At 70.2% G+C, this 19,439-nt stretch carries 16 protein-coding genes; 9 read left to right on the top strand and 7 right to left on the bottom strand.

Annotation, left to right across the window (positions count from 1 at the left end; all coding sequences use genetic code 11):
• Positions 1–405 precede the first annotated feature (405 nt).
• The 7 genes from ABT360_RS25165 to eccB form a co-directional block, all read right to left on the bottom strand.
• On the bottom strand, positions 406–705 hold the full coding sequence (locus ABT360_RS25165; RefSeq protein ID WP_351820700.1) for a WXG100 family type VII secretion target: 300 nt from the start codon (positions 703–705) through the stop codon (positions 406–408).
• Between the two features lie 63 nt (positions 706–768).
• On the bottom strand, positions 769–1,116 hold the full coding sequence (locus tag ABT360_RS25170) for a WXG100 family type VII secretion target (protein WP_351820702.1): 348 nt from the start codon (positions 1,114–1,116) through the stop codon (positions 769–771).
• A 91-nt stretch (positions 1,117–1,207) separates the two neighbouring features.
• Positions 1,208–2,482 (bottom strand): S8 family serine peptidase, encoded by a 1,275-nt coding sequence (locus ABT360_RS25175; protein WP_351820705.1) that lies wholly within the window; start codon positions 2,480–2,482, stop codon positions 1,208–1,210.
• 37 nt (positions 2,483–2,519) lie between these two features.
• On the bottom strand, positions 2,520–4,310 hold the full coding sequence (locus ABT360_RS25180; protein ID WP_351820707.1) for a hypothetical protein: 1,791 nt from the start codon (positions 4,308–4,310) through the stop codon (positions 2,520–2,522).
• 6 nt (positions 4,311–4,316) lie between these two features.
• On the bottom strand, positions 4,317–4,757 hold the full coding sequence (locus tag ABT360_RS25185; RefSeq protein ID WP_351820710.1) for a hypothetical protein: 441 nt from the start codon (positions 4,755–4,757) through the stop codon (positions 4,317–4,319).
• Positions 4,758–4,902: 145 nt separating this feature from the next.
• Entirely contained in the window at positions 4,903–6,138 is a 1,236-nt protein-coding gene (gene mycP, locus ABT360_RS25190; RefSeq protein ID WP_351820713.1) for a type VII secretion-associated serine protease mycosin, read from the bottom strand.
• Positions 6,139–6,152: 14 nt separating this feature from the next.
• Positions 6,153–7,679, bottom strand: coding sequence for a type VII secretion protein EccB (gene eccB / locus ABT360_RS25195; RefSeq protein WP_351820716.1), 1,527 nt, complete (start codon positions 7,677–7,679; stop codon positions 6,153–6,155).
• 181 nt (positions 7,680–7,860) lie between these two features.
• On the opposite strand from eccB, the gene eccE reads away from it, so the two are divergent.
• The 9 genes from eccE (at position 7,861) to ABT360_RS25240 (ending at position 19,202) form a co-directional block, all read left to right on the top strand.
• Positions 7,861–9,195, top strand: coding sequence for a type VII secretion protein EccE (gene eccE, locus ABT360_RS25200; RefSeq protein ID WP_351820773.1), 1,335 nt, complete (start codon positions 7,861–7,863; stop codon positions 9,193–9,195).
• A complete protein-coding gene (locus tag ABT360_RS25205) occupies positions 9,195–9,911 on the top strand; it encodes a hypothetical protein (protein ID WP_351820719.1) in 717 nt (238 codons plus the stop codon). The genes eccE and ABT360_RS25205 overlap by 1 nt, the downstream gene beginning before the upstream one ends.
• A gap of 220 nt (positions 9,912–10,131) precedes the next feature.
• Entirely contained in the window at positions 10,132–10,365 is a 234-nt protein-coding gene (locus ABT360_RS25210) for a DUF397 domain-containing protein (RefSeq protein ID WP_351820722.1), read from the top strand.
• 342 nt (positions 10,366–10,707) lie between these two features.
• Positions 10,708–13,389 (top strand): SCO5717 family growth-regulating ATPase, encoded by a 2,682-nt coding sequence (locus tag ABT360_RS25215; protein WP_351820725.1) that lies wholly within the window; start codon positions 10,708–10,710, stop codon positions 13,387–13,389.
• A gap of 170 nt (positions 13,390–13,559) precedes the next feature.
• Complete coding sequence (locus ABT360_RS25220) at positions 13,560–15,371, top strand: ABC transporter substrate-binding protein (RefSeq protein ID WP_351820728.1); 1,812 nt, start codon at positions 13,560–13,562, stop codon at positions 15,369–15,371.
• A gap of 3 nt (positions 15,372–15,374) precedes the next feature.
• Positions 15,375–16,403, top strand: coding sequence for an ABC transporter permease (locus ABT360_RS25225; RefSeq protein WP_351820731.1), 1,029 nt, complete (start codon positions 15,375–15,377; stop codon positions 16,401–16,403).
• Complete coding sequence (locus ABT360_RS25230) at positions 16,400–17,284, top strand: ABC transporter permease (protein WP_351820734.1); 885 nt, start codon at positions 16,400–16,402, stop codon at positions 17,282–17,284. The genes ABT360_RS25225 and ABT360_RS25230 overlap by 4 nt, the downstream gene beginning before the upstream one ends.
• The gene (locus ABT360_RS25235; protein WP_351820737.1) at positions 17,281–18,240 is read left to right on the top strand and encodes an ABC transporter ATP-binding protein; all 960 of its coding nucleotides are present in this window, start codon (positions 17,281–17,283) and stop codon (positions 18,238–18,240) included. Before ABT360_RS25230 ends, ABT360_RS25235 begins: the two co-directional genes overlap by 4 nt.
• A complete protein-coding gene (locus ABT360_RS25240) occupies positions 18,237–19,202 on the top strand; it encodes an ABC transporter ATP-binding protein (RefSeq protein WP_351820740.1) in 966 nt (321 codons plus the stop codon). The genes ABT360_RS25235 and ABT360_RS25240 overlap by 4 nt, the downstream gene beginning before the upstream one ends.
• Positions 19,203–19,439 lie beyond the last annotated feature (237 nt).

Consider the following 19,439-nt stretch of genomic DNA (forward strand, 5'->3'; position numbering starts at 1 on the left):
TCGTCGCGCGCAGCACGGACGGTGAACGTACGGCCCTGGTCAGCGCGCCACTCAATGGCATTGATCCTGGCTGCTTCCTCGTGGAGGCACAGACGGCGCGTGAGTTCGCCGGGCGATGGGTACTGCCCGTAACCGAGGTGTCGTCCACCCCGGCCGCCCCTGGTACACCACGCCCTATCTCCCCGTGCTCCTCTGCCCGTCGCCCTCGTCGGCTCCGCTGCCGCCTTTCCGATCAGGCCCTGGTCCCGGGCCCAGCAGCGCGTACGGCCTCCGGCATGTGACAGGGCATACCGCCAGCACGCGAGTGGAAGCGGTGGCCTGTGCCGAAAGTGGCGAGAATGCAGGAACAGGGTGGGCACCCCTCGCGTGTGCCCACCCCTGATTTCCGTGCACGGCTCCCGGCGCCTACAGGAAGTAGCCGGCGGCCTTCTTGTCGCCACCCATGTAGTCGCCGCCCGCCCTCGCGACGACCTGTCCGATCTGCATGAGGGCCTGGTGGATGTCCGAAGCTTCCTTGTCCCACTTGATCTGCTCCTGGACGTAGGCCTCGTGTGCCTCGCCCTCCCAGCCGGCAGCGACGGTGGCCATGGCCGTCTTGATGGAACGCAGATCCTCTTCGAGCCGCTTGGCCTGGTTACCGAGCACGGTGGCCGTCGCGTCGAGAGCGCCGTACTTGACGACAAGCCCGTCGTAGTTCGTACTCATCTTTCCTCATCTCGCTTGGTTGTGAATCGGCCTTGGTTGCCGAAATCGGGTCGCCCAAGGGTGTTACAGGCCGCTGATGTTCGACTTCGCCTGGGTACCGACACCGAGGTCGACGTTGATGCTCTGCACAGCGGCGAGGACTTCGTCCTCAGTGCCGTCCTTGATCTTCCTGGAGGCGCTCAGTCCCTCGAGGAACTTCGCAAGAATGTTGCCGAGACCCACCATCGAGGTGTTGATCTCTTCCTGCTTCTTGTTGAAGGCGCCTGCGCCGATACCCTTCCACTGGCCTTCAAGGCTGTCGATCGTGCCCTGAATCGCCTGCAGCTGGCCCTTGATCGAGTTGAACTTCTCGAGGAGGTGCCTCTCGAGCTTGATTACTTCGCTGTCTGAAAGCCGCTGGCCCTGTGACACGGTTGCGTTTCCCTTCTGAACTACTGTGGTGACTTGCTGAGTTGTGCTTCACCAGGTGGTGAAAGGTGAAGTCTGAGGCACCTTGGTCCGGTCAGGCGCTGCGCCGCCGGCGTGCGATCGCGTATGCGGCTCCCGCGAGGACGACCACGAGGGCGGCTCCGCCGATGATGAGCCCCAACTTGCCTCCGTCGTCGGCCTTCTGGGCCTCCTCACTGGAGCCTGCCACGACTGCGTCGGAGCCCGGCTTGCGCTTCGGGGCCTGTGACGAAGCTGGTGCGGAAGGGGCGGGCGAGGCGGACGAACCGGACGGGCCGCCGCCCCCGACCTTCTCGTTGGTGAGGGGGCTGATGTCCGGGTCGCCGGGCTTGCCGAGGCCGCGGTTAATGTGTGCACCGGGGCGGACGATGCCGTGACCGAGGTAGTTGCTGACGGTACCGGGCTTCCAGTCGTCACCCCGTGCAGCGGACTCGAACATGACGCGTAGCACTTGGTTTCCGGTCCAGTCGGGATGCTTGGACCAGATCAGGGCGGCGGTGGCGGAGGCGATGGCGGTGGCGGAGCTAGTGCCGCCGTCGCCGTCGCAGTAACTCGTGAAGGTCTGGTCGCACCAGCCGGGGATATCGTCAGCGGGAGCTGCGATGTCCACGAAATCACCGTGCTGCGAGTAGTCGGCCACCTTGCCGTCAGGGCCCGATCCGGCAACAGCGACAGCTTCGGGGTAGCTGGCAGGATATTGTGGCTTATTCCCCTTCTTGGCACCGTTACCAACGCCAGCGAAAAGCAGCTTTCCCTTGCTCTGTGCGTACTCCACCGCGTCACGCTCTTCGGAGCTGTAGTAGTCACTGGCCATCGACACGTTGATGATCTGGGCCTCACTGTCCGCAGCAGCCCGGATCGCTTCCTCCATGTCGAAGGCGTTCACTCGCTCCTTGTTCTGGAGCTCGGTGTCCGCCACACGGTACGGAATGATCTTGGCACCCGGCGCCAGACCCTTCAGGCCTCCGCCCTTCCCCGTGCCGGCAATGAGCTCGGCCATCGACGTCCCATGACCGTCAAAGTCGTCTGTGGCCTCGCCTTTCACGCCGGTGAAGTCCACGCCCTTGAGGACCTGTCCTGTCAACGACGGTGTGGAAGGGTTGACACCACTGTCGATGACCGCGACCGTGATGCCTTCGCCGGTGGCTGTCTTCCAGATGTCGTCCGCCTTCATGGCGCCCAGGTACCACTGCTTCGACTGAGGGTCGGTGATGGACGCTGCCGTGGCGGTTCCGCCGATGGCCACTGTCAAAGCTCCGGCCGCCGCCGCGGCGCAGAGCATGCCGCGCCGAAAGCTGTACAGCGCACCGCGCTCGAAACGCTGGCTCATTACTGGCGTCATCCTGACTTCCGAATCTGTCGAGTGCCTAGTCGATCACCGGGGGCACAGCGGCGCCGCGCCGCTTGCCCGCCCACGTCTCTTGGTCTTCAGTCAGGTAGCGGGGGCGCGACGAGTCCGTCCCCTCCTGCCCTTCGTCGCGGGACCGACGTTGACCCGGACGACCACCTCCTGGAGAGGCAGCGCTGCCAGAGCCCATTACCGCTCCACGCGGGGTACCGACGACACCGTTGGTGCTCGGCGTTCCGCGTCCCGTAGGGCGAGAAGAGCCGCTCCCTTGGTTGGTACCGATGACTCCAGTCTGGGTCGGCCTCGCCGCAGAGGAACGACCCGCGGCAACGGTTCCTTCTCCCCCGATAACGGTCCCTCGGGGAATGCGTGGCCCGGCACTGCCGTTGGAAGCGCGTTGAGCCGTACCTCCGATAATGCCGCCCGAACGACCTCCATGAGATCCGGTCGAGCCTCCAGCGCGTCCAGGCGTAGGCTGCCCGGCTGCTCCAGGCCGACCGATCGCGGGCGACTGGCCTCCAGCAGTTCCGGCACGCCCCGCGGGACCGTCTCCTGTGCCCATGGCTCCTGGGCGACCGACCGTCCCGGAGCGTCCGGCCGCCGGGGGCGTGCTGCCGCCACCAGCTCCAGCGACTCCTGGTCGTCCCATCGCATTGGCGCGTCCCGCAGTGGATCCGCCGCCGCCTGTGGCGCTGGTCCGGCCGGCCTTGCCGACCTCTGGGCCGCCGCTGGTTCGAGGGACACCAGACGTGCCCATGGCCCGTGGCGGGACGGCACGCACAGGAAGGCGGAAGTCTCCCGTGATCGGGGGGTTGTTGCCGTTGGTGATGTTGGAAGGGCCGGTGTTCGAAGGAGGCGCAGTGGTGCCCGTGGCCGCTGGAGGGGCAGTAGGGGTAATCACGCTGTCGATCTGCATGGACGGGCTGTAGCCAGCCACCTGTAGCGGCTTACCGAGAGCCTCAGTGCGAGAGGAGCCGTCACCCACACTGCCTTCCGCGCGACCTCCGCTCACCGGTGTCGTGGAAGCTCCCGACAGATCGGCCCGATCGGAGCCAGTGGCCGTGGCGCGGCCGTCATCGACCTGACCCTTCGGCCTCGGAACCGCCGCGTTCAGCGGCTTCGGCAGCGATGGGGGTTTCTCGGCAGCCAGCCTGCTGTGCGAGACCGAGTAGAAGGAAGCCAGGCGGTTCATCTGGTTGATGGCCTCCTGGCGGTCCTTCTCCACCGCGAGGGCCTTCCGGTACTCCGGGTTGTCCTCCGTACGCTCTGGCACAGCGAATTCTTTGGGCATCTTCTGGACGAGGCGGCCGTCCCGCGGCGGCTTGGAGTTGCGCACCGAGGTCAGGCCGGTGCTGGCGACCTCCATTTGTGCACCCACCACATTGGCGAAGGAGCTCAGCTTGTAGGTGTAGCCGACGATCTGGGCGCCGTAGGAGCGGAAGGCCTCGGCGCCGTCACCCTTCCAGTCCGGTGCGGCGACAGCGGCGGCCAGATCCTTTGCCGCATCGTTGAGGGCCTTAGTGGCCTTCTTGAGGGTTTCGGCCGCGTGCTCCAGGTCGGCCGGGTTCGCGCTGTCCAGGAAGTCCAGCATCGCGTTCAGCTTCACGTTCTCGAAGCTGGTCTTGCCGAAGAGGCTGTCACCCGCCTTACCGCCGCGGAAGAAGCCGTCCATGAGGTCGGTTGCCCGTTCCATCAGGTCCGTGGCGGCGAACTGACCGTGGATGTTCTTCTGCGCCTCCTGCTGCGCCTGCTCGAATTTCTTCGCCTGCTGCTCGGGCGTCAACGGCTCCGGCTGCTTCTCTTCACTCATCGGTGATCACCCCAGGTCCGTCTTGCCGCTGGTGGCATCGTGGCGCTCCGAGTGAACGCCCTTCTCCTGCGCCTTCGCCTTCGCCCATTCCGCCGCGTCGTGCTCCTTGTCGAGACGTGTCCGGATCTCGTGGAAGCGCCGTCGTGTCTCCTCGTCGACGTTGTCGTAGCCGACGTCCGCCGCGTGCACGGCGATGCGCAGCAACTCGATCTGCTCCCCGAGAGACTTGGAAAGCTGGACGAGGGCCGTGTGGACGCGGTTGTACTGGTTGAAGAAGTCGTCCGCCTCCGTGAACTTCAGGCCGACACCGAGGGAACCGCGGGTCACCCGCTCCAGGGCGACCTGGCGGCTGCCTCCGGCGCCTCCCTCGAGTTCCGTCAGCAGGGCGTCCACCCGGCTCTGGAACGTCCGCAGCGCGCCAACTCCGAGCTCGAGGTCACTCGCCATAGCCGCCCCCGTACACAACCGCCTCGAGCACGATGCTCAATCCTCCCCGTTTGTTTCAGCCGACACGCAGTGTCGTTGTCACTCTAGTCACTGGCTATGACAGCCCCAAGCGCCTTATCCGTCACGCCACTTCCCTGCCGTGCGGTCACAACCGCGCAACGCGTCTCGCCCGGCGCCGGGAGTCCCGTACCGCCACAGCGGCGCCGGTGATGACCGCGACCAGGACTCCGCCGCCGATCACCACGTACGTCGCGAGGCGGGCGTTGCGGTCGTCCGGGGTTTCGCCGAGGTGGAGTTCGGCCGGGGTGGGGGCCTCGGCGCGGGTGACGCCCTCGTGGGCGACCGGTGCTTCGATGGGCTTGTCGTCCTCGGTGAGGGCGCGGACCGGGTCGACGACGCCCCAGCCGACGAGGCGGTCGTGGCCGGCGACCGAGCGCTCGGCGGTCTGCTGGATCTGGGCGACGATCTGCTTTCGCGTCCAGTCCTGGTGCTTGGCCTTGATGAGAGCGGCGAGGCCCGCGACGTAGGGGGCGGAGAAGCTGGTGCCGTTGTCCGCGCAGTGGCCGCCGCCGGGGACGGTGGAGACCATGTCCACGCCCGGGGCCGCGATGCCGACGAAGTCGCCGGACTGCGAGAACGGCGCCCGTTCGTTGTTGCGGTCGGAGGAGGCGACGGCCAGTACTCCGTCGTACGAGGCGGGGTAGGTGGGCTTGACGTTGCCGCCCAGGCCGTCGTTGCCTGCCGAGGCGACGACGACGATGTCCCTGGCCAGTGCCTCGTCCACGGCCTGCTTCAGGTCGGGGGCGGGTTCCACCGCCTTGGCCGTGTCCTGGGAGATGTTGATGACGTCGGCTTCTTCGTCGATGGCGTGCTTGATGGCGGTCGCGAGGGTCTCGGCGGTGCCGTGTCCTTCGGCGTCGTTCTGCTGGATGGGGATGATCGTGGCGTCGGGCGCGAGGCCGACGAAGCCGGTTCCCTTGGCCGGGCGGGCGGCGATGATGCCGGCGACCTTGGTGCCGTGGCCGACCGTGTCCGTGGTGCCGTCCTCCTTGCCCCGCTCGATCTTGTTGCCGCTGTCGTCCTTGATGTCCTTGGGGAGCAGGTTGACGCCGCTCTTGGTGTCCACGGCCTTCTTCAGCTGCGGGTTCTTGACGTCGACACCGGTGTCGATGACGGCGACCCGCACGCCCTTGCCGGTGGACTGCTTCCACAGCTCGTCCAGCAGGACGCGTTGCAGGGACCAGGGGCGGCCCTCGTACATCTTCCCGGGGAAGGTGCACCGGGTGTTGTCGTCCGCGGCGGCGGGGCCCGCGGGCACGGCTACGAGGGTGAGCGCGGTGACGGCCGCGGCCGTCAGCAGGCGCCGGTACGTGTACGTCATGTGCGCCCCGGCCCTCAGGAACCCTGCGGCTGGCGCGCCGCGCCGGTCGACAGGCGGGGTCCGGTCGGCAGGAACGTCGACCACGCGGCGGGGATCGGCACGGGGTCGACGTCCTTGTAGCCGAGGCGGTTCTGGGCCTGCTGCGCCTCCTGCTGCCGCGCCTCCTTCTCCTCCTTGGAGCCGGAGGAGCCGATTCCGGAGTCGTCGGTGGCGCTGTCGCCGTTGGACTGCATGGCGTAGCGGAGTCCGGTGTCGGTCACCAGGAAGAGGAATCCCGAGTCGGTCGTGGATCCCTTGAACTGACGGAACAGCTGGCCGGAGCCGGGCGTGACGTAGGCGCTGCTCGAGCCGGTCGGGAGCGTCGCGGGGAAGTCGCGGCCCGCCCAGGTGCTGAGTGTGGTCGATCCGTCGTCGCCGTCCACCTCGCGCAGCACGTTGCACACGGTGTTACGGCTTCCGTCGGCGATGCCGGCCTCGTTGACGGGCTTCGGCGCGAACTGGGGCCACTTCTTGTCCTTGCCGAACGCCTCGCCCGGCTCGAAGGCTCCGGCGCTGACCGACTTCGCCTGGCCGGCCTGCCCCAGCTCGATCAGCTCCCTGCTGTTGAGCAGGAGCTTGGCCATGAAGTCGGAGACCGGGGCGACCCGTCCCTCGAGGACGACGTACTGCTGCTTCTTCGTGCCGTCCGTGGCGGTGAGGACCATGCCCACCTTGTTGTCCCCGGGGTCGAGCAGCCCGTCGACACCGGCGGGCTCCCCGACCTGGCCGGGAAGGGCGGGGAACGTGATGGTGTCGCCCTTGTGGAGGGTGTCCAGCCAGGCGGCGGACACCCGCTGGGCCGCGCGGCCCTGGCCGACCAGCTGGCGCAGGAGCAGTTCGTCCTCCTTCACGGGGTACGCCGTGCCGCCGGCGTCGACCACGTAACGCGTCTTGTCGGGGCCCTCGACGTAGAGCAGCTCTCCGCCGCGCAAGCGGTTGGCGCCCTCGGTCCTGTTCTCCTCGCGTTCGGCGAAGACGAAGGCGGCCTTCTGGATCGCCCGGCCGCCCTCCCCCGGCCGCTCGCAGACGGCCCAGCGCTTGGCGGCACCGGCCTGCTTGGGGTCGGGCAGCCGGTCCGGGGCATAGGGGATGCCGAGGGTGGCGCCGTGCGGGATCCTGCCGCTGTCGAGCACCGACTCGTCGACGTTGATGACCTTGCCCTTGTCGGGGTTCAGCAGGAGCTTCGCTGACGACATGTTGAGGACCGGATGGAGCTGCGTCTTGCTGCCGGTCTTCAGAACCACATAACGCGTGGTGGACTTGCTGGCGATGATGACGTTCTCACCGGGGGTGTCCCACTTCTGCGGCGCCACCGGTTTGAACATGCCCCAGGCAGCGAAGACCGCGAGGACGACCACACCGACGATGGCTCCCGGCAGCACCGCACGCAGCGGGCGCGGCGCGCCCTCCTCCGACCCGGTGGTGTTCGGCTGCACGAACTGCGCAATGAGCCTCCGCTTTGCGAAGGTATAGGCGTTGAGTTCGTCCCGTCGTGATGCCATTTGTCCGCTGCCCCTCATCCCCTCTGGGCGACCAGGTTCCCATACGCATCGAAACGCCTCGCCGTCGCGCCGAGCACTACTATGCCCGCTGGCGCCTGCATCTCCCCGCTCAGGTAGGGTGATCGCCCGGTCAACGCCCATGAGAATTTGGCAATTGCGGACACGAGGGGGCAACGCGGCGATGGGTACGGCGACGCGCGCGCGAAATGGGCGGACCTCCGGACCGGCCCCGGAAACTTCCCGACGGCAACGGAGTAACGCCCGGCCCACGCCTCCGGTTCCCAGGGTCCCCACGACGACGACCCTGCGTCCGCTGTCCCGCACCAGCCGCGTCGGCCCGGTCCAGCTGCGGCAGTTGGTGCTCGTGGAGACGGCACTGGCCCTGGCCGCGGTCGGTGTCGCGCTCGGAGGGCTCTGGCTCGTCCCCACAGGCGTCGTGGCATGTCTGCTGGTACTGCTCGCCGTGATCCGCCGCCGCGGCCAGGCACTTCAGGACTGGCTGTCCACGGCCCTCGCCCTCCGCGCACGCAGGCGGAACGCCACGGCCCCCGCCCCGGACGCCGACCCGGCGCTGGCCGGTGTCACGGAGAACGTGCCGGGCTTCCGGCCCTTCACCTACGTCGACCGGAACCGCCGCACCGTCGGCATGCTCGGTGACGGCACCTTCCTGACCGCCGTCGTACGGGTCGAGGCGAAGGGATCGGCGTTGCGTCCCGCCTCCGGCGCCCGCGCACTGCCCCTGTCGGTACTGGGCGATGCCCTCCAGGTCGACGACATCGTCCTGGAGTCGGTCCAGTTGGTGCAGCAGGTACGTCCCGCTCCCGCGCCGCACCTGCCCCAGCAGTCCGTGGCGCGGCTCTCGTACGCCCCCTTGCACGAGCGAACCGGTTCCCCCGCGCTGCGCATGACGTGGGTGGCCGTGAAGCTCGACCCGGAGCTCTGCCCGGAAGCCGTCAGGGCACGCGGCGGCGGAGTGGAGGGGGCGCAGCGCTGCCTGGTGCGTGTCGCGGACCATGTGGCGAGCCGTATGACCGGAGCCGGGTTCCAGGCCGTGGTCCTGGACCAGGAGGAGCTCAACTCCACGGTGGCGACCGCCGCCTGCGCGAATCCCCGGCTGGCGGCGCGGGCCTCCCAACCCGGTACCGCACCGCAGCGCCGTACGGCCGAGACGTCACGCGTCTGGCGATGCGACGACCGCTGGAACACCACGTACGCGGTCGGCCGCTGGCCGGAGTTGGGCCGGGGAGCGTCCCCGCTGCCCAAGCTGGTCTCCCTGCTCACCTCTGTTCCGGCGTACGCGACCACCGTCAGTTTCACCCTGCGTCGCGGAACGCGCCATGGAACGATGAACATGCTCGGTCACATCCGGATCACCGGTGGCTCCGACACCGAACTCGTCGGGGTGCGGCGGGCGTTGGAACAGGCCGCCCGATCGGCGAAGGTCGGTCTGCAGCGACTGGACCGCGAGCAGTTGCCGGGCGTGCTGGCGACGCTGCCGCTGGGAGGTGCGCGCTGATGGCCCGGTCCGCTTCCGTACGCGGTCTGCGCGGGCTGTTCGGCCCGAGTCACGCGGGCCACAGCGTGCTCACCGACCACCTGGGCGTCCTGTCCCTGCCGGTCGGCGACGACGGCGTGGTGATCGGCGACGACGCCGAGGGCCGCCCGCAGTTGGTCGGCTTCCACCGCTCGACGCCGTACGACGTACTCCTGATCGGCGGCCTGTGGACGGCCCAGGTGCTGGCCCTGCGTGCCGCGGGCACCGGGGCCCGCGTGGCGGTGGAGACGGGACGGCCCCAGGAGTGGACCGCCCTGTCACAGTCCGCGGGAGCCGGACTCGAGTGCGTCACCCTCCACGATGTGGGCCGCGTCCCGCCGATGGGCGCGACCGTGGGGAGTCCGGTCGTCGTGGTCCGGGACTGTGGAATGCGACCGCCCCGCGGACGTGTGGTGTCGTCGCCGTGGCAGTCCGTACTGACACTGCTGCCCTATCTGAGCCCTGTGGCGCCCCGGCTGATGCGGATGGCCACACTCGTGGGCGTCCAGCGGGTCTCGCCCCAGGAAGCGCAGCAGATCGGCCGGATACTGGGCCTGCACCCGACCGAGACCGAGGCGCTGCCGACCCTGGCGGACGGTGTGACCCTCTGGTGCGCCGGACGTGAGCGGCAGTGGGTGATGACCAGCGCCACGGACGCGGAGTCCGGCCTGCTGGGCATGGCGCGCCGGATCGACTGACCTCCACCGCGCCTCACTCGGCCGGGTGACGTACGGACACGGCCCCGGCGGACGTACGCCCGCGTAAACCGCCTGCCGATCCGCGGAAGCGCTCCGTCCCCCGGGGTTGAGCTGGCCTAGGATACGAGTGGTGACGCTTGGGCCGCATCCAACTACGCGCCGCCACGGGGCGTTTGCTCTCGCCCGTCCGTTCAGCCGACTGTGATCGAAGGGAACCGTGATGGGAAGCGCAGAGGAGAAGGACGCGCTGTACGCACTCGACATCTCCGACGTCGAGTGGCATGGCGCCCCGGGCACGAGTGCGAACGAGGAGCGCGTGGAGATCGCCTACCTTCCGGGCGGAGCCGTCGCCATGCGCTCGTCCCTGGACCCGGACACCGTCCTGCGGTACACGGAGGCCGAATGGCAGGCGTTCGTGCTGGGCGCGCGGGACGGCGAGTTCGACCTCCGCTGAGGGAGCCGCTGAGGGAGCCGCTGGGGCCGAGACCTGATCGTTGGGAACGCCCACCGGCTGGATCGGACACCCTGCTTCCATCGGATTGCGCCGATTCATCCGGCTCTGTTCCTCACGCTCCGCCGTATCCGGGTCACATGAGGGCAGCAGGTGGGAGGCGGGTCGGAGGGTGACCCGGGACGGGCCTGCCGGGCGGGTGGTGTTGGCGATTAGGGTGGGTGAGGGCGCGGCGCGCGTTTGCGGTCATGTCGCCACGTCCCCGGGGGAGAGCCGGGCCGATCGGAACAACGGTGGCCCCCACCCACGACGGCACAAGGGTGCTCGACCACACCAGGAGGCAAAGTGAACGGCGATCGGGACGACATCCACGGGGGCTGGAGCATTCCCGTCGAGGAGTCCGACGCGGATCCCGCCGAGATGACGGGTGAGTTCACCATCGACTACACCCCGCCTGCCTGGTACACGCAGAACGCGGGCGACACGTCGTCGGGCGGCGGGGCGTCGGCCGCACCGTCGGTCACGCCTCCCCCGCCGCCGAGCGGGGCGACGCCGGTGGCCGTACCGGCCCCGGCGGAGCCGCAGAGCGGTGATGCCCAGCCGAACTGGACGCCAAAGGCCCCGGCTCCGGCGGCTCCTCAGGATTTTCCCGCTCCGCCCGCTCCGCCCGCTCCTCCGGCCACTCCGGCCACTCCCGCTTCTCCGGCTCCGGCTCCTGCCGAATCGGCCCCCGTGACTCCCCCGGCTCCCGCCGAGCCGACGCCCGTGGCCCCGGCCGAGCCTGAGCCGGCCCCTGCCCCGGCCCCGGCCCCGTCCGGTCAGCAGCCGGGAGACGAGGCGCCGCAGCCGTTCGGGGGCGGGGATGTGGAGAGCGGAGCCACCATGCGCTTCTCTCCGGCCGCGTTGAAGCGTGAGATGGCCGAGATCGCGGAACGGGAGGCGGCGAAGGCGGAGCAGGCCGAGGCCCGGGCCGCCGAGGAGAGCGCTCCGGCGGACGATGCCGTCGAGACCGACGCGACCGGTGACGAGGGCCGCGTCGAAGCCGAGGCCGACGTCGAGGCGAGGGCAGAGGCGGCGGAGACCAAGACCGAGGCCGAGGCCGCCGAGGCGGTGGCCGATGCCACGCCCGCCACGCCCGAGGGCCCCACGCCCGAGGACGCCACGCCGCAGGACGTCACGCCCCACGACACCACCCCGCCCGCCCCCGAGCCGGTGCAGCAGCCGTGGGCCCAGCCGCCGGCCCAGCAGGACGCGGGGCTGCCGCCGCTGCCGCCCGCGTTCCAGCCGGCCGCGCCGACGGCCGCGCCGCAGTGGCCCGTACAGCCGGCCCCGACGCAGGAGCAGTCGGCCCCGCCCGCTCCGGTTCAGGCGCCCACGCCGGCACCCGCCGCGCCCCTGCCGCCGCAGACGGACCCCCAGGGCGGATACGGCTTCCCCCACCCCGGCCACCCGCAGTCCCAGCCCCCGCAGCCCCTGCCCCAGGGCGGATACGGCTTCCCGCACCCCGCCCAGCACCCGCAGCACCCCCAGCAGCAGCTCCCGCAGCAGCCCGGGCCCAGTGGTGCGCTGCCGCCGCAGGCCCCGGCGCCGCAAGGCGGGTACGGGTTCCCGCAGCAGCCCCAGCCCGGGCAGCCGCAAGCGCAGCCGCAGCACCCCCAGCCGCATCAGCACCCCCAGCAGCCGCCGGTCGACCCCCGCACCGGAGGCGCCTGGCCCACGTCCGTCACACACGACCAGCGCGAACGGTCCGTGCCGGGCGCGCCGCTGGGCTACACGGCGGCCGTCGAGCTGTCGTCCGACCGCCTGCTGCGCAACAACAAGCAGAAGGCCAAGTCCAGCCGCAATCCCTCCGCCGCCGCCCGCTTCAAGCTCGGCGGCAAGAAGGAGGAGGCGGAGCGGCAGCGCAAGCTGGAGCTGATCCGTACGCCGGTGCTGTCCTGCTACCGCATCGCGGTCATCTCCCTCAAGGGCGGTGTCGGCAAGACCACGACGACCACCGCGCTCGGCGCGACCCTGGCGACCGAGCGGCAGGACAAGATCCTGGCGATCGACGCCAACCCGGACGCCGGTACGCTCGGCCGGCGCGTGCGCCGCGAGACCGGGGCGACCATCCGTGACCTCGTCCAGGCGATCCCGTACCTCAACTCGTACATGGACATCCGCCGCTTCACCTCGCAGGCGCCCTCCGGTCTGGAGATCATCGCCAACGACGTGGACCCGGCCGTCTCGACGACGTTCAACGACGAGGACTACCGGCGGGCGATCGACGTCCTGGGCAAGCAGTACCCGGTCATCCTCACCGACTCCGGCACCGGCCTGCTCTACAGCGCGATGCGTGGCGTGCTGGACCTCGCCGACCAGCTGATCATCATCTCCACCCCGTCCGTGGACGGTGCGTCCAGCGCGTCGACCACACTCGACTGGCTGTCCGCGCACGGGTACGCCGACCTGGTGCAGCGCTCGATCACGGTGATCTCGGGTGTCCGCGAGACCGGAAAGATGATCAAGGTCGACGACATCGTGCAGCACTTCGAGACGCGCTGCCGCGGGGTGATCGTGGTGCCGTTCGACGAGCACCTGGCGGCGGGTGCCGAGGTGGACCTCGACATGATGCGGCCGAAGACGCGGGAGGCGTACTTCAACCTCTCCGCGATGGTCGCCGAGGACTTCGTACGGGCGCAGCAGGCGCAGGGGCTGTGGACCGGTGACGGTCACGGCTCCATGCCGCCGCAGATGGCGCCTCCGGTGCCGGGCCAGCAGGTTCCCGGCCAGCAGCCGATGCCGGGCCAGCCGTACCCGCCCCAGCAGCCCATGCCCGGTCAGCCGTACCCGCCCCAGGGGTGGCAGCCGTACCAGCAGCCCGGCCAGGCCATGCCCCCGGCCCAGCCCCAGCAGCCGCAAGGCCAGCAGCCGCAGGCCCAGCAGCCGCAACCTCAGCCCGGATGGCCGCAGCACCCGCAGCACCCCCAGCACGACCAGCACGCCCAGCAGCAGCCCCCGCAGGCGCCGCCAGCCCCTCAGCAGTAGGGCAGCAGAGGACTGGACCAATGAGGGCCCGCACCGTGACCACGGTGCGGGCCCTCGCGCTATTCCCGCAGCCCAGAAGCGGTTTGACGCCTCGTTGACTCGGTTACATCCCCGCTGATAGACCTTCGCTTCACCAGCCGGCGCCCCGAGATCGACGCGAGGTCAACCTCATGGTCACCATGGCTCCACACCGCTCCCTCCGCCTGCTCATCGCCTCAGGTATCGCCGCCGCCTCACTCACCGTCGGCCAACCGGCACAGGCTGGGGACGAGGGGGGCGACAAGACCGTCCTCACCGTCGCCGTCTCGCAGAGCGTGGACTCCCTGAGCCCGTTCCTCGCCCAGCGGCTGGTCTCCACCAGCATCCACCGGCTCACCTACGAGTACCTGACCAATTACGACGCCAAGGACGCCCGCACCATCCCCGGCCTCGCCACCGCCTGGAAGTCGTCGCCGGACAAGCTGACGTGGACGTACACGATCCGCTCCGACTCCACGTGGTCGGACGGCAAGCAGGCGACCGCCGAGGACGCCGCCTGGACGTTCACCAAGATGATGACGGACGAGAACGCCGCCATCGCCAACGGCAGCTTCACCGCCAACTTCGAGAAGGTCACCGCGCCGGACCCGAGGACGCTGGTCATCAAGCTGAAGAAGCCACAGGCCACCATGACGGCCCTCGACGTCCCGATCGTGCCCAGGCACATCTGGGAGAAGGTCGGCGACTTCTCGAAGTTCAACAACGACAAGCAGTTCCCGATCGTCGGCAACGGCCCGTTCGTCATCACCGACTACAAGGTCGACCAATACGTCAAGCTCAGGCCGAACAAGAAGTTCTGGCGCGGGGCGCCGAAGTTCGACGAGTTGGTGCTGCGCTACTACAAGGACGGTGACGCCGCCGTCGCCGCCCTCCGCAAGGGCGAGGTGTCCTTCGTACCGAACCTCACACCCGCCCAGGCCGCCTCCCTGAAGTCGGCCGAGGACATCAAGGTGAACGACGCGCCCGGCCGCCGCTTCTTCGCCCTCGCCACCAACCCCGGCGCGCGCGCGAAGGACGGCAAGAAGTTCGGCAGCGGCCACCCGGCGCTGCTCGACCCGGCGGTCCGCAAGGCGCTGTTCCACGCCGTCGACCGCAAGACGATCGTCGACAAGGTCTTCCAGGGCCACGCCGTGGAGGGTGAGGGCTACATCCCGCCACGCTTCGACACCTACTTCTGGAAGCCGGAGGGCAGCCAGAGGATCGACTACGACCCCGCGAAGGCCGAGCAGACACTCCAGCGAGCCGGATACAAGAAGAACAGCAGCGGCAAGCGCGTCGGCAAGGACGGCAGGCCGCTCGACTTCCGGATCCTGTGCCACGCCACCGACCCCAACGACAAGGCGGTCGGCAAGTACCTCCAGGAGTGGTGGGGCGAGCTCGGCATCGGACTCAAGGTCGACTGCCTCGACAACGTCTCGGACCCCTGGACCAAGGGCGACTACGACCTCGCCTTCGACGGCTGGTCGGTCAATCCCGACCCCGACTTCGTCCTGTCCATCCACACCTGCGCCGCGCTCCCCGCCACCCCCAAGGACACCGGGGCGACGGACAACTTCATCTGCGACAAGCGGTACGACGAGCTGTACGCCGAGCAGGCGGTCGAGTACGACCCCGCGAAGCGGGCCGATCTGGTCAAGCAGTTGCAATCGCGGCTGTACGACACGGGGTTCATGAATGTCATGGCCTACCCCAACGCGGTAGAGGCGTACCGCACGGACCACATCAAGTCCATCACCACGATGCCCGCCGACGGCGGCAACATCTACGGTCAGGACGGCTACTGGAGCTGGTGGTCCGCGGAGCCGGCCGCAGCGAGCGGGAACGAGGACTCCGGTTCCTCGGCAGGCCTGTGGCTGGTGCTCGGCCCCGCCGCCGCCGTCCTCCTCGCCGTGGGCGTCTGGGCCGCCGTACGCCGCCGCTCCACCGCCGACGACCGTGAGTAGCCGATGACGACGGTCAGCTCGCCCGCCGATGTGGCGCGGCGCCCGGGCACGACGACGAGCGCCTATCCGCGCTACCTGGCGGGCAGGCTGGGCGGCGCGGTCGTCTCCCTCTTCGCCGTGCTGGTCACCAGCTTCTTCCTCTTCCGCATCATCCCCGGCGACCCGGTCAAGGCCATGACGCACGGCATGCCGACGTCCGCCGAGCAGATGGCCACGCTCCGCAGGCAGTTCGGCCTCGACCTGCCGCTGTGGCAGCAGTTCACGGACTACTGCGCCAAGGCCCTCACCGGCGACCTGGGCATGTCGTACCAGTTCCGGGCGCCGGTCGGTGAGCTGATCGCGGCCAAGCTCCCCGCGACCCTCCTCCTCACCGGCGTCGCCGTCGTCCTCTACTCGGCGATCGGGCTGTGGCTCGGCACCCGTTCCGCCTGGCGCCACGGCGGCCTCGGCGACCGCATCAACACGGGCGTGGCGCTGACCCTGTGGTCGGTGCCGTCGTTCTGGCTCGGGCTGCTGCTCATCATCGTCTTCTCGGTGGGCATCGGCCCGATCCCGGGCATGTTCCCCACGGGTGGCATGGAGTCCGGGGACGAGACGGGTTTCGCGTACGTCCTCGACGTCGCCCACCACATGGTGCTGCCCGTCCTCACGCTGGTCGCCGTCGGATACGCGCAGACGCTGCTGGTGATGCGCGCCTCGCTGCTCGACGAGATGGGCGGCGACTACCTAACGACCGCGCGGGCGAAGGGACTCCGGGACGATGCCGTACGCCGTCGGCACGCCGTACCGAACGCGCTGCTCCCCACCGTCACGATGATCTTCATCAACCTGGGGCACGTGGCCGCCGGATCGATCCTGGTCGAGACGGTGTTCTCCTGGCCCGGCCTCGGCGGACTGTTCTACCAGGCGCTGTCGGTGCCCGATCTGCCGCTCGTCCAGAGCCTGTTCGTGGTCTTCGCCGGCGCGATGATCCTGATGAACCTCCTCGCCGACCTCCTGTACCCGCTGCTCGACCCCAGGGTGGGCCGATGACCTCACTGACATGGTCGAGACGCCGTGAGTCGGTGGCGCGCTTCTGGCGCCAGTACCGCCGGCAGAAGGCGGGGCTGTACGGGCTCGGCGCCCTCGCCCTGATCGCGTTCGTCGCACTCGCGGCTCCGCTGCTCGTCGGCGGTGACGTGCAGAGCGTGACGAACGCGCCCGGTACGGCACTGGAGTCGCCGAGCGCCCAGTTCCCGCTCGGCACCGATCAGTTCGGGCGCTCCCTTCTGGGCCTCCTCGCCTGGGGCGCGCGCGTCTCGCTCGCCGTCGGGCTGCTCGCGGCGGCGCTCTCCGTCGCCATCGGCACGCTCGTGGGCATCCTGGCGGGCCACTTCGGTGGCTGGTTCTCCACGGTCGTCATGCGCGTCACCGACTGGTTCCTCGTGATGCCGTCGCTGGTGCTGGCGATCGTGCTGGCCACGGTGATGTCGCGGAGCATGTGGACGGTGATCCTGGCCATCGGCATCACCAGCTGGCCCACCACGGCGCGCCTCGTCCGCGCCCAGACGATCGCGGTGGAGTCCCGCCCGTACATCGAGCGCGCCAAGGCGCTCGGCGGCGGCCACGGGCACATCATGAACCGCCACGTACTGCCCAACGTCATGCCGCTGGTGCTGTCGCAGACCACGCTGTGCATCTCCACCGCGATCCTCACCGAGGCCACGCTGGCCTTCCTGGGGCTGGGCGACCCGACGGTCGTCTCCTGGGGCGGCATGCTCCAGGACGCGCGCGAGGCGGGCGCGGTCTCGTCCGGGCACTGGTGGTACCTGGCGCCGCCCGGGATCGCCATCGCGGTCGTCGCGCTCGCCTTCACCCTGTGCGGGCGGGCCATCGAATCGGTACTCAACCCGAGGCTGGGAGCAGGCCGTTGAGCGTCCTCACCATCAAGGACCTGCACGTCACGTACGGCACCGGCACCGCCGCCGTACGCGGTGTCGACCTGACGGTCGCGGCCGGGCAGAAGCTGGGCATCGCCGGCGAGTCGGGGTGCGGCAAGTCCACACTCGCGCTCGCGCTGCTGCGGTTGCTGCCCGCCTCCGCCCGGCTGACCGGCGAGATCCTGCTGGACGGCGAGGACGTCCTGACCATGAAGTGGGGGCGGCTGCGGGCCGTACGGTGGGCGGGCGCGTCGATCGTGTTCCAGGGCGCCATGCACTCGCTCAACGCCGTGCACCGGATCGGCGACCAGATCGCCGAGCCCCTCCTCGTCCACCGCCGGGCCACCCCGGGCGCGGCCCGCAAGCGGGTGGGCACGCTGCTGGAGCAGGTCGGGCTGCCCGCCGCGCGGGCGCAGGCCTACCCGCACGAGCTGTCCGGCGGGCAGCGGCAGCGCGTGATGATCGCCATGGCGCTGGCGTGCGACCCCCGGCTGATCGTGGCGGACGAACCGACGACCGCCCTCGACGTGATGATCCAGGCGCAGATCCTGCGGTTGCTGGACGACCTGGTCACCGAACAGGACATCAGTCTGGTCATGATCAGCCACGACCTGGCCGTACTCGCCGACACGTGTGACCGGCTGGCGGTGATGTACGCGGGGCGGGTCGTCGAGGAGGGCCCGGCGAGGGCCGTGTACGACGCGGCCCGGCACCCCTACGGGCGGGCCCTGTCCGCCGCTTTCCCCCGCATCGGCGACCCGGCCTCGCGGCTCGCCCCGCGCGGCCTGCCCGGCGACCCGCCGGACCCGGCCGAGCTCCCCTCCGGCTGTACGTTCCACCCGCGCTGCCCGGTCGCGCTGGACACGTGCGCGTCCCAGGACCCGCCACTCTCCCAGGCGGCGCCCGGGCACCGGGCGGCCTGCGTCCTGACGGCCGGGAGCCCCGCATGAACCCCCTGCTGTCGGCCTCCGGCCTGCACGTCACCTTCCCGGGCCGGCGCGGCGCCCCGCCCGCCCGCGCCGTGGACGGGGTCGACCTCGACATCGGCGCCGGCGAGATCGTCGCGCTCGTCGGCGAGTCGGGGTGCGGCAAGACGACCCTGGCGCGTTCGCTGCTGGGCCTGGTGCGCCCGACATCCGGCTCGGTCACCTTCGCCGGAGCGCCGCTGTCGTACACCTCCCGTGACTTGAAGGCCTACCGGCGGCGCGTACAGCTCGTGCTCCAGGACCCGAGCGGCTCGCTCAACCCCCGGCACACCGTGTACGACGCGGTCGCCGAGGGCCTCCGCATCCATGGGTACCCCGGCGACGAACGCGCCGCCGTGGCCTCCGCCCTCTCCCGCGCCGGGCTGCGCCCCCCGGAGCGCTTCTTCCTGCGCTACCCGTACGAGCTGTCGGGCGGCCAGCGGCAGCGGGTCGTCATCGCGGGCGCCCTGGTCCTGGAACCCGAACTCATCGTCGCGGACGAGCCGGTCGCGTCCCTGGACGCGTCGGTACGCGGGGAGATCCTCGCCCTCCTGCTGCGCCTCCGCGACGAGCTGGGCCTGTCCGCGCTGGTCGTCACGCACGACCTGGGCCTGGCGTGGAACATCGCCGACCGGGTGGCGGTGATGTACCTGGGGCGCATCGTCGAGACGGGCACGGTCGAGGAGGTCCTCTCGGCGCCGCGCCACCCGTACACCCAGGCGCTCCTCTCCGTCCTCCCGGAGTCCCCCACCGCCCCGGTGGTCCTCGCGGGCGAACCCCCGGACCCCTCCCGCGTCCCGCCGGGCTGCCGGTTCCACGCACGGTGCCAGGTCCTGGCGTCCGGAGAAGCGGACCGCGCGGGCCTGGCCTCCGCGTGCCGCACGCGTGACCTCCCGGTCCTGCGCGGCCACGGCCGGGCGGCGGCGTGCCACGTACACGGCGCCTGACCCCCCAGGGCGAGACCCCCGGCCCGCAGTCGGCAACCCACCCGGGCGGGGCCGTGCAGGGTCGCCCCCGCAGAGGCCGGCGGCAGGGGGCGGGCTCCCTTTCCCGTGCCCGAGGCCGCCGGCCTCGAGGAGGTGAGCCCGGAGGGGCCACGCCCCCACCCACCGGCAGGGACCGCCCCGGGGCGAACCGCAGCGACGGCACCGCCCCGCCCCGTTGTGCCCACCCGTGCCGCCCTG

The sequence above is a fragment of the Streptomyces sp. NPDC000229 genome (genome assembly GCF_040300825.1).
GTDB lineage: Bacteria > Actinomycetota > Actinomycetes > Streptomycetales > Streptomycetaceae > Streptomyces.

Excerpts from the sequence above, each read along its gene's own strand:
- ABT360_RS25175 (WP_351820705.1), bottom strand. The coding sequence starts at position 2,482 with ATGAGCCAGCGTTTCGAGCGCGGTGCGCTGTACAGCTTTCGGCGCGGC.
- ABT360_RS25210 (WP_351820722.1), top strand. The coding sequence starts at position 10,132 with ATGGGAAGCGCAGAGGAGAAGGACGCGCTGTACGCACTCGACATCTCC.
- ABT360_RS25240 (WP_351820740.1), top strand. The coding sequence starts at position 18,237 with ATGAACCCCCTGCTGTCGGCCTCCGGCCTGCACGTCACCTTCCCGGGC.
- eccE (WP_351820773.1), top strand. The coding sequence starts at position 7,861 with ATGGGTACGGCGACGCGCGCGCGAAATGGGCGGACCTCCGGACCGGCC.
- eccB (WP_351820716.1), bottom strand. The coding sequence starts at position 7,679 with ATGGCATCACGACGGGACGAACTCAACGCCTATACCTTCGCAAAGCGG.
- ABT360_RS25205 (WP_351820719.1), top strand. The coding sequence starts at position 9,195 with ATGGCCCGGTCCGCTTCCGTACGCGGTCTGCGCGGGCTGTTCGGCCCG.
- ABT360_RS25180 (WP_351820707.1), bottom strand. The coding sequence starts at position 4,310 with ATGAGTGAAGAGAAGCAGCCGGAGCCGTTGACGCCCGAGCAGCAGGCG.
- ABT360_RS25185 (WP_351820710.1), bottom strand. The coding sequence starts at position 4,757 with ATGGCGAGTGACCTCGAGCTCGGAGTTGGCGCGCTGCGGACGTTCCAG.
- ABT360_RS25230 (WP_351820734.1), top strand. The coding sequence starts at position 16,400 with ATGACCTCACTGACATGGTCGAGACGCCGTGAGTCGGTGGCGCGCTTC.
- ABT360_RS25220 (WP_351820728.1), top strand. The coding sequence starts at position 13,560 with ATGGTCACCATGGCTCCACACCGCTCCCTCCGCCTGCTCATCGCCTCA.
- mycP (WP_351820713.1), bottom strand. The coding sequence starts at position 6,138 with ATGACGTACACGTACCGGCGCCTGCTGACGGCCGCGGCCGTCACCGCG.
- ABT360_RS25165 (WP_351820700.1), bottom strand. The coding sequence starts at position 705 with ATGAGTACGAACTACGACGGGCTTGTCGTCAAGTACGGCGCTCTCGAC.
- ABT360_RS25225 (WP_351820731.1), top strand. The coding sequence starts at position 15,375 with ATGACGACGGTCAGCTCGCCCGCCGATGTGGCGCGGCGCCCGGGCACG.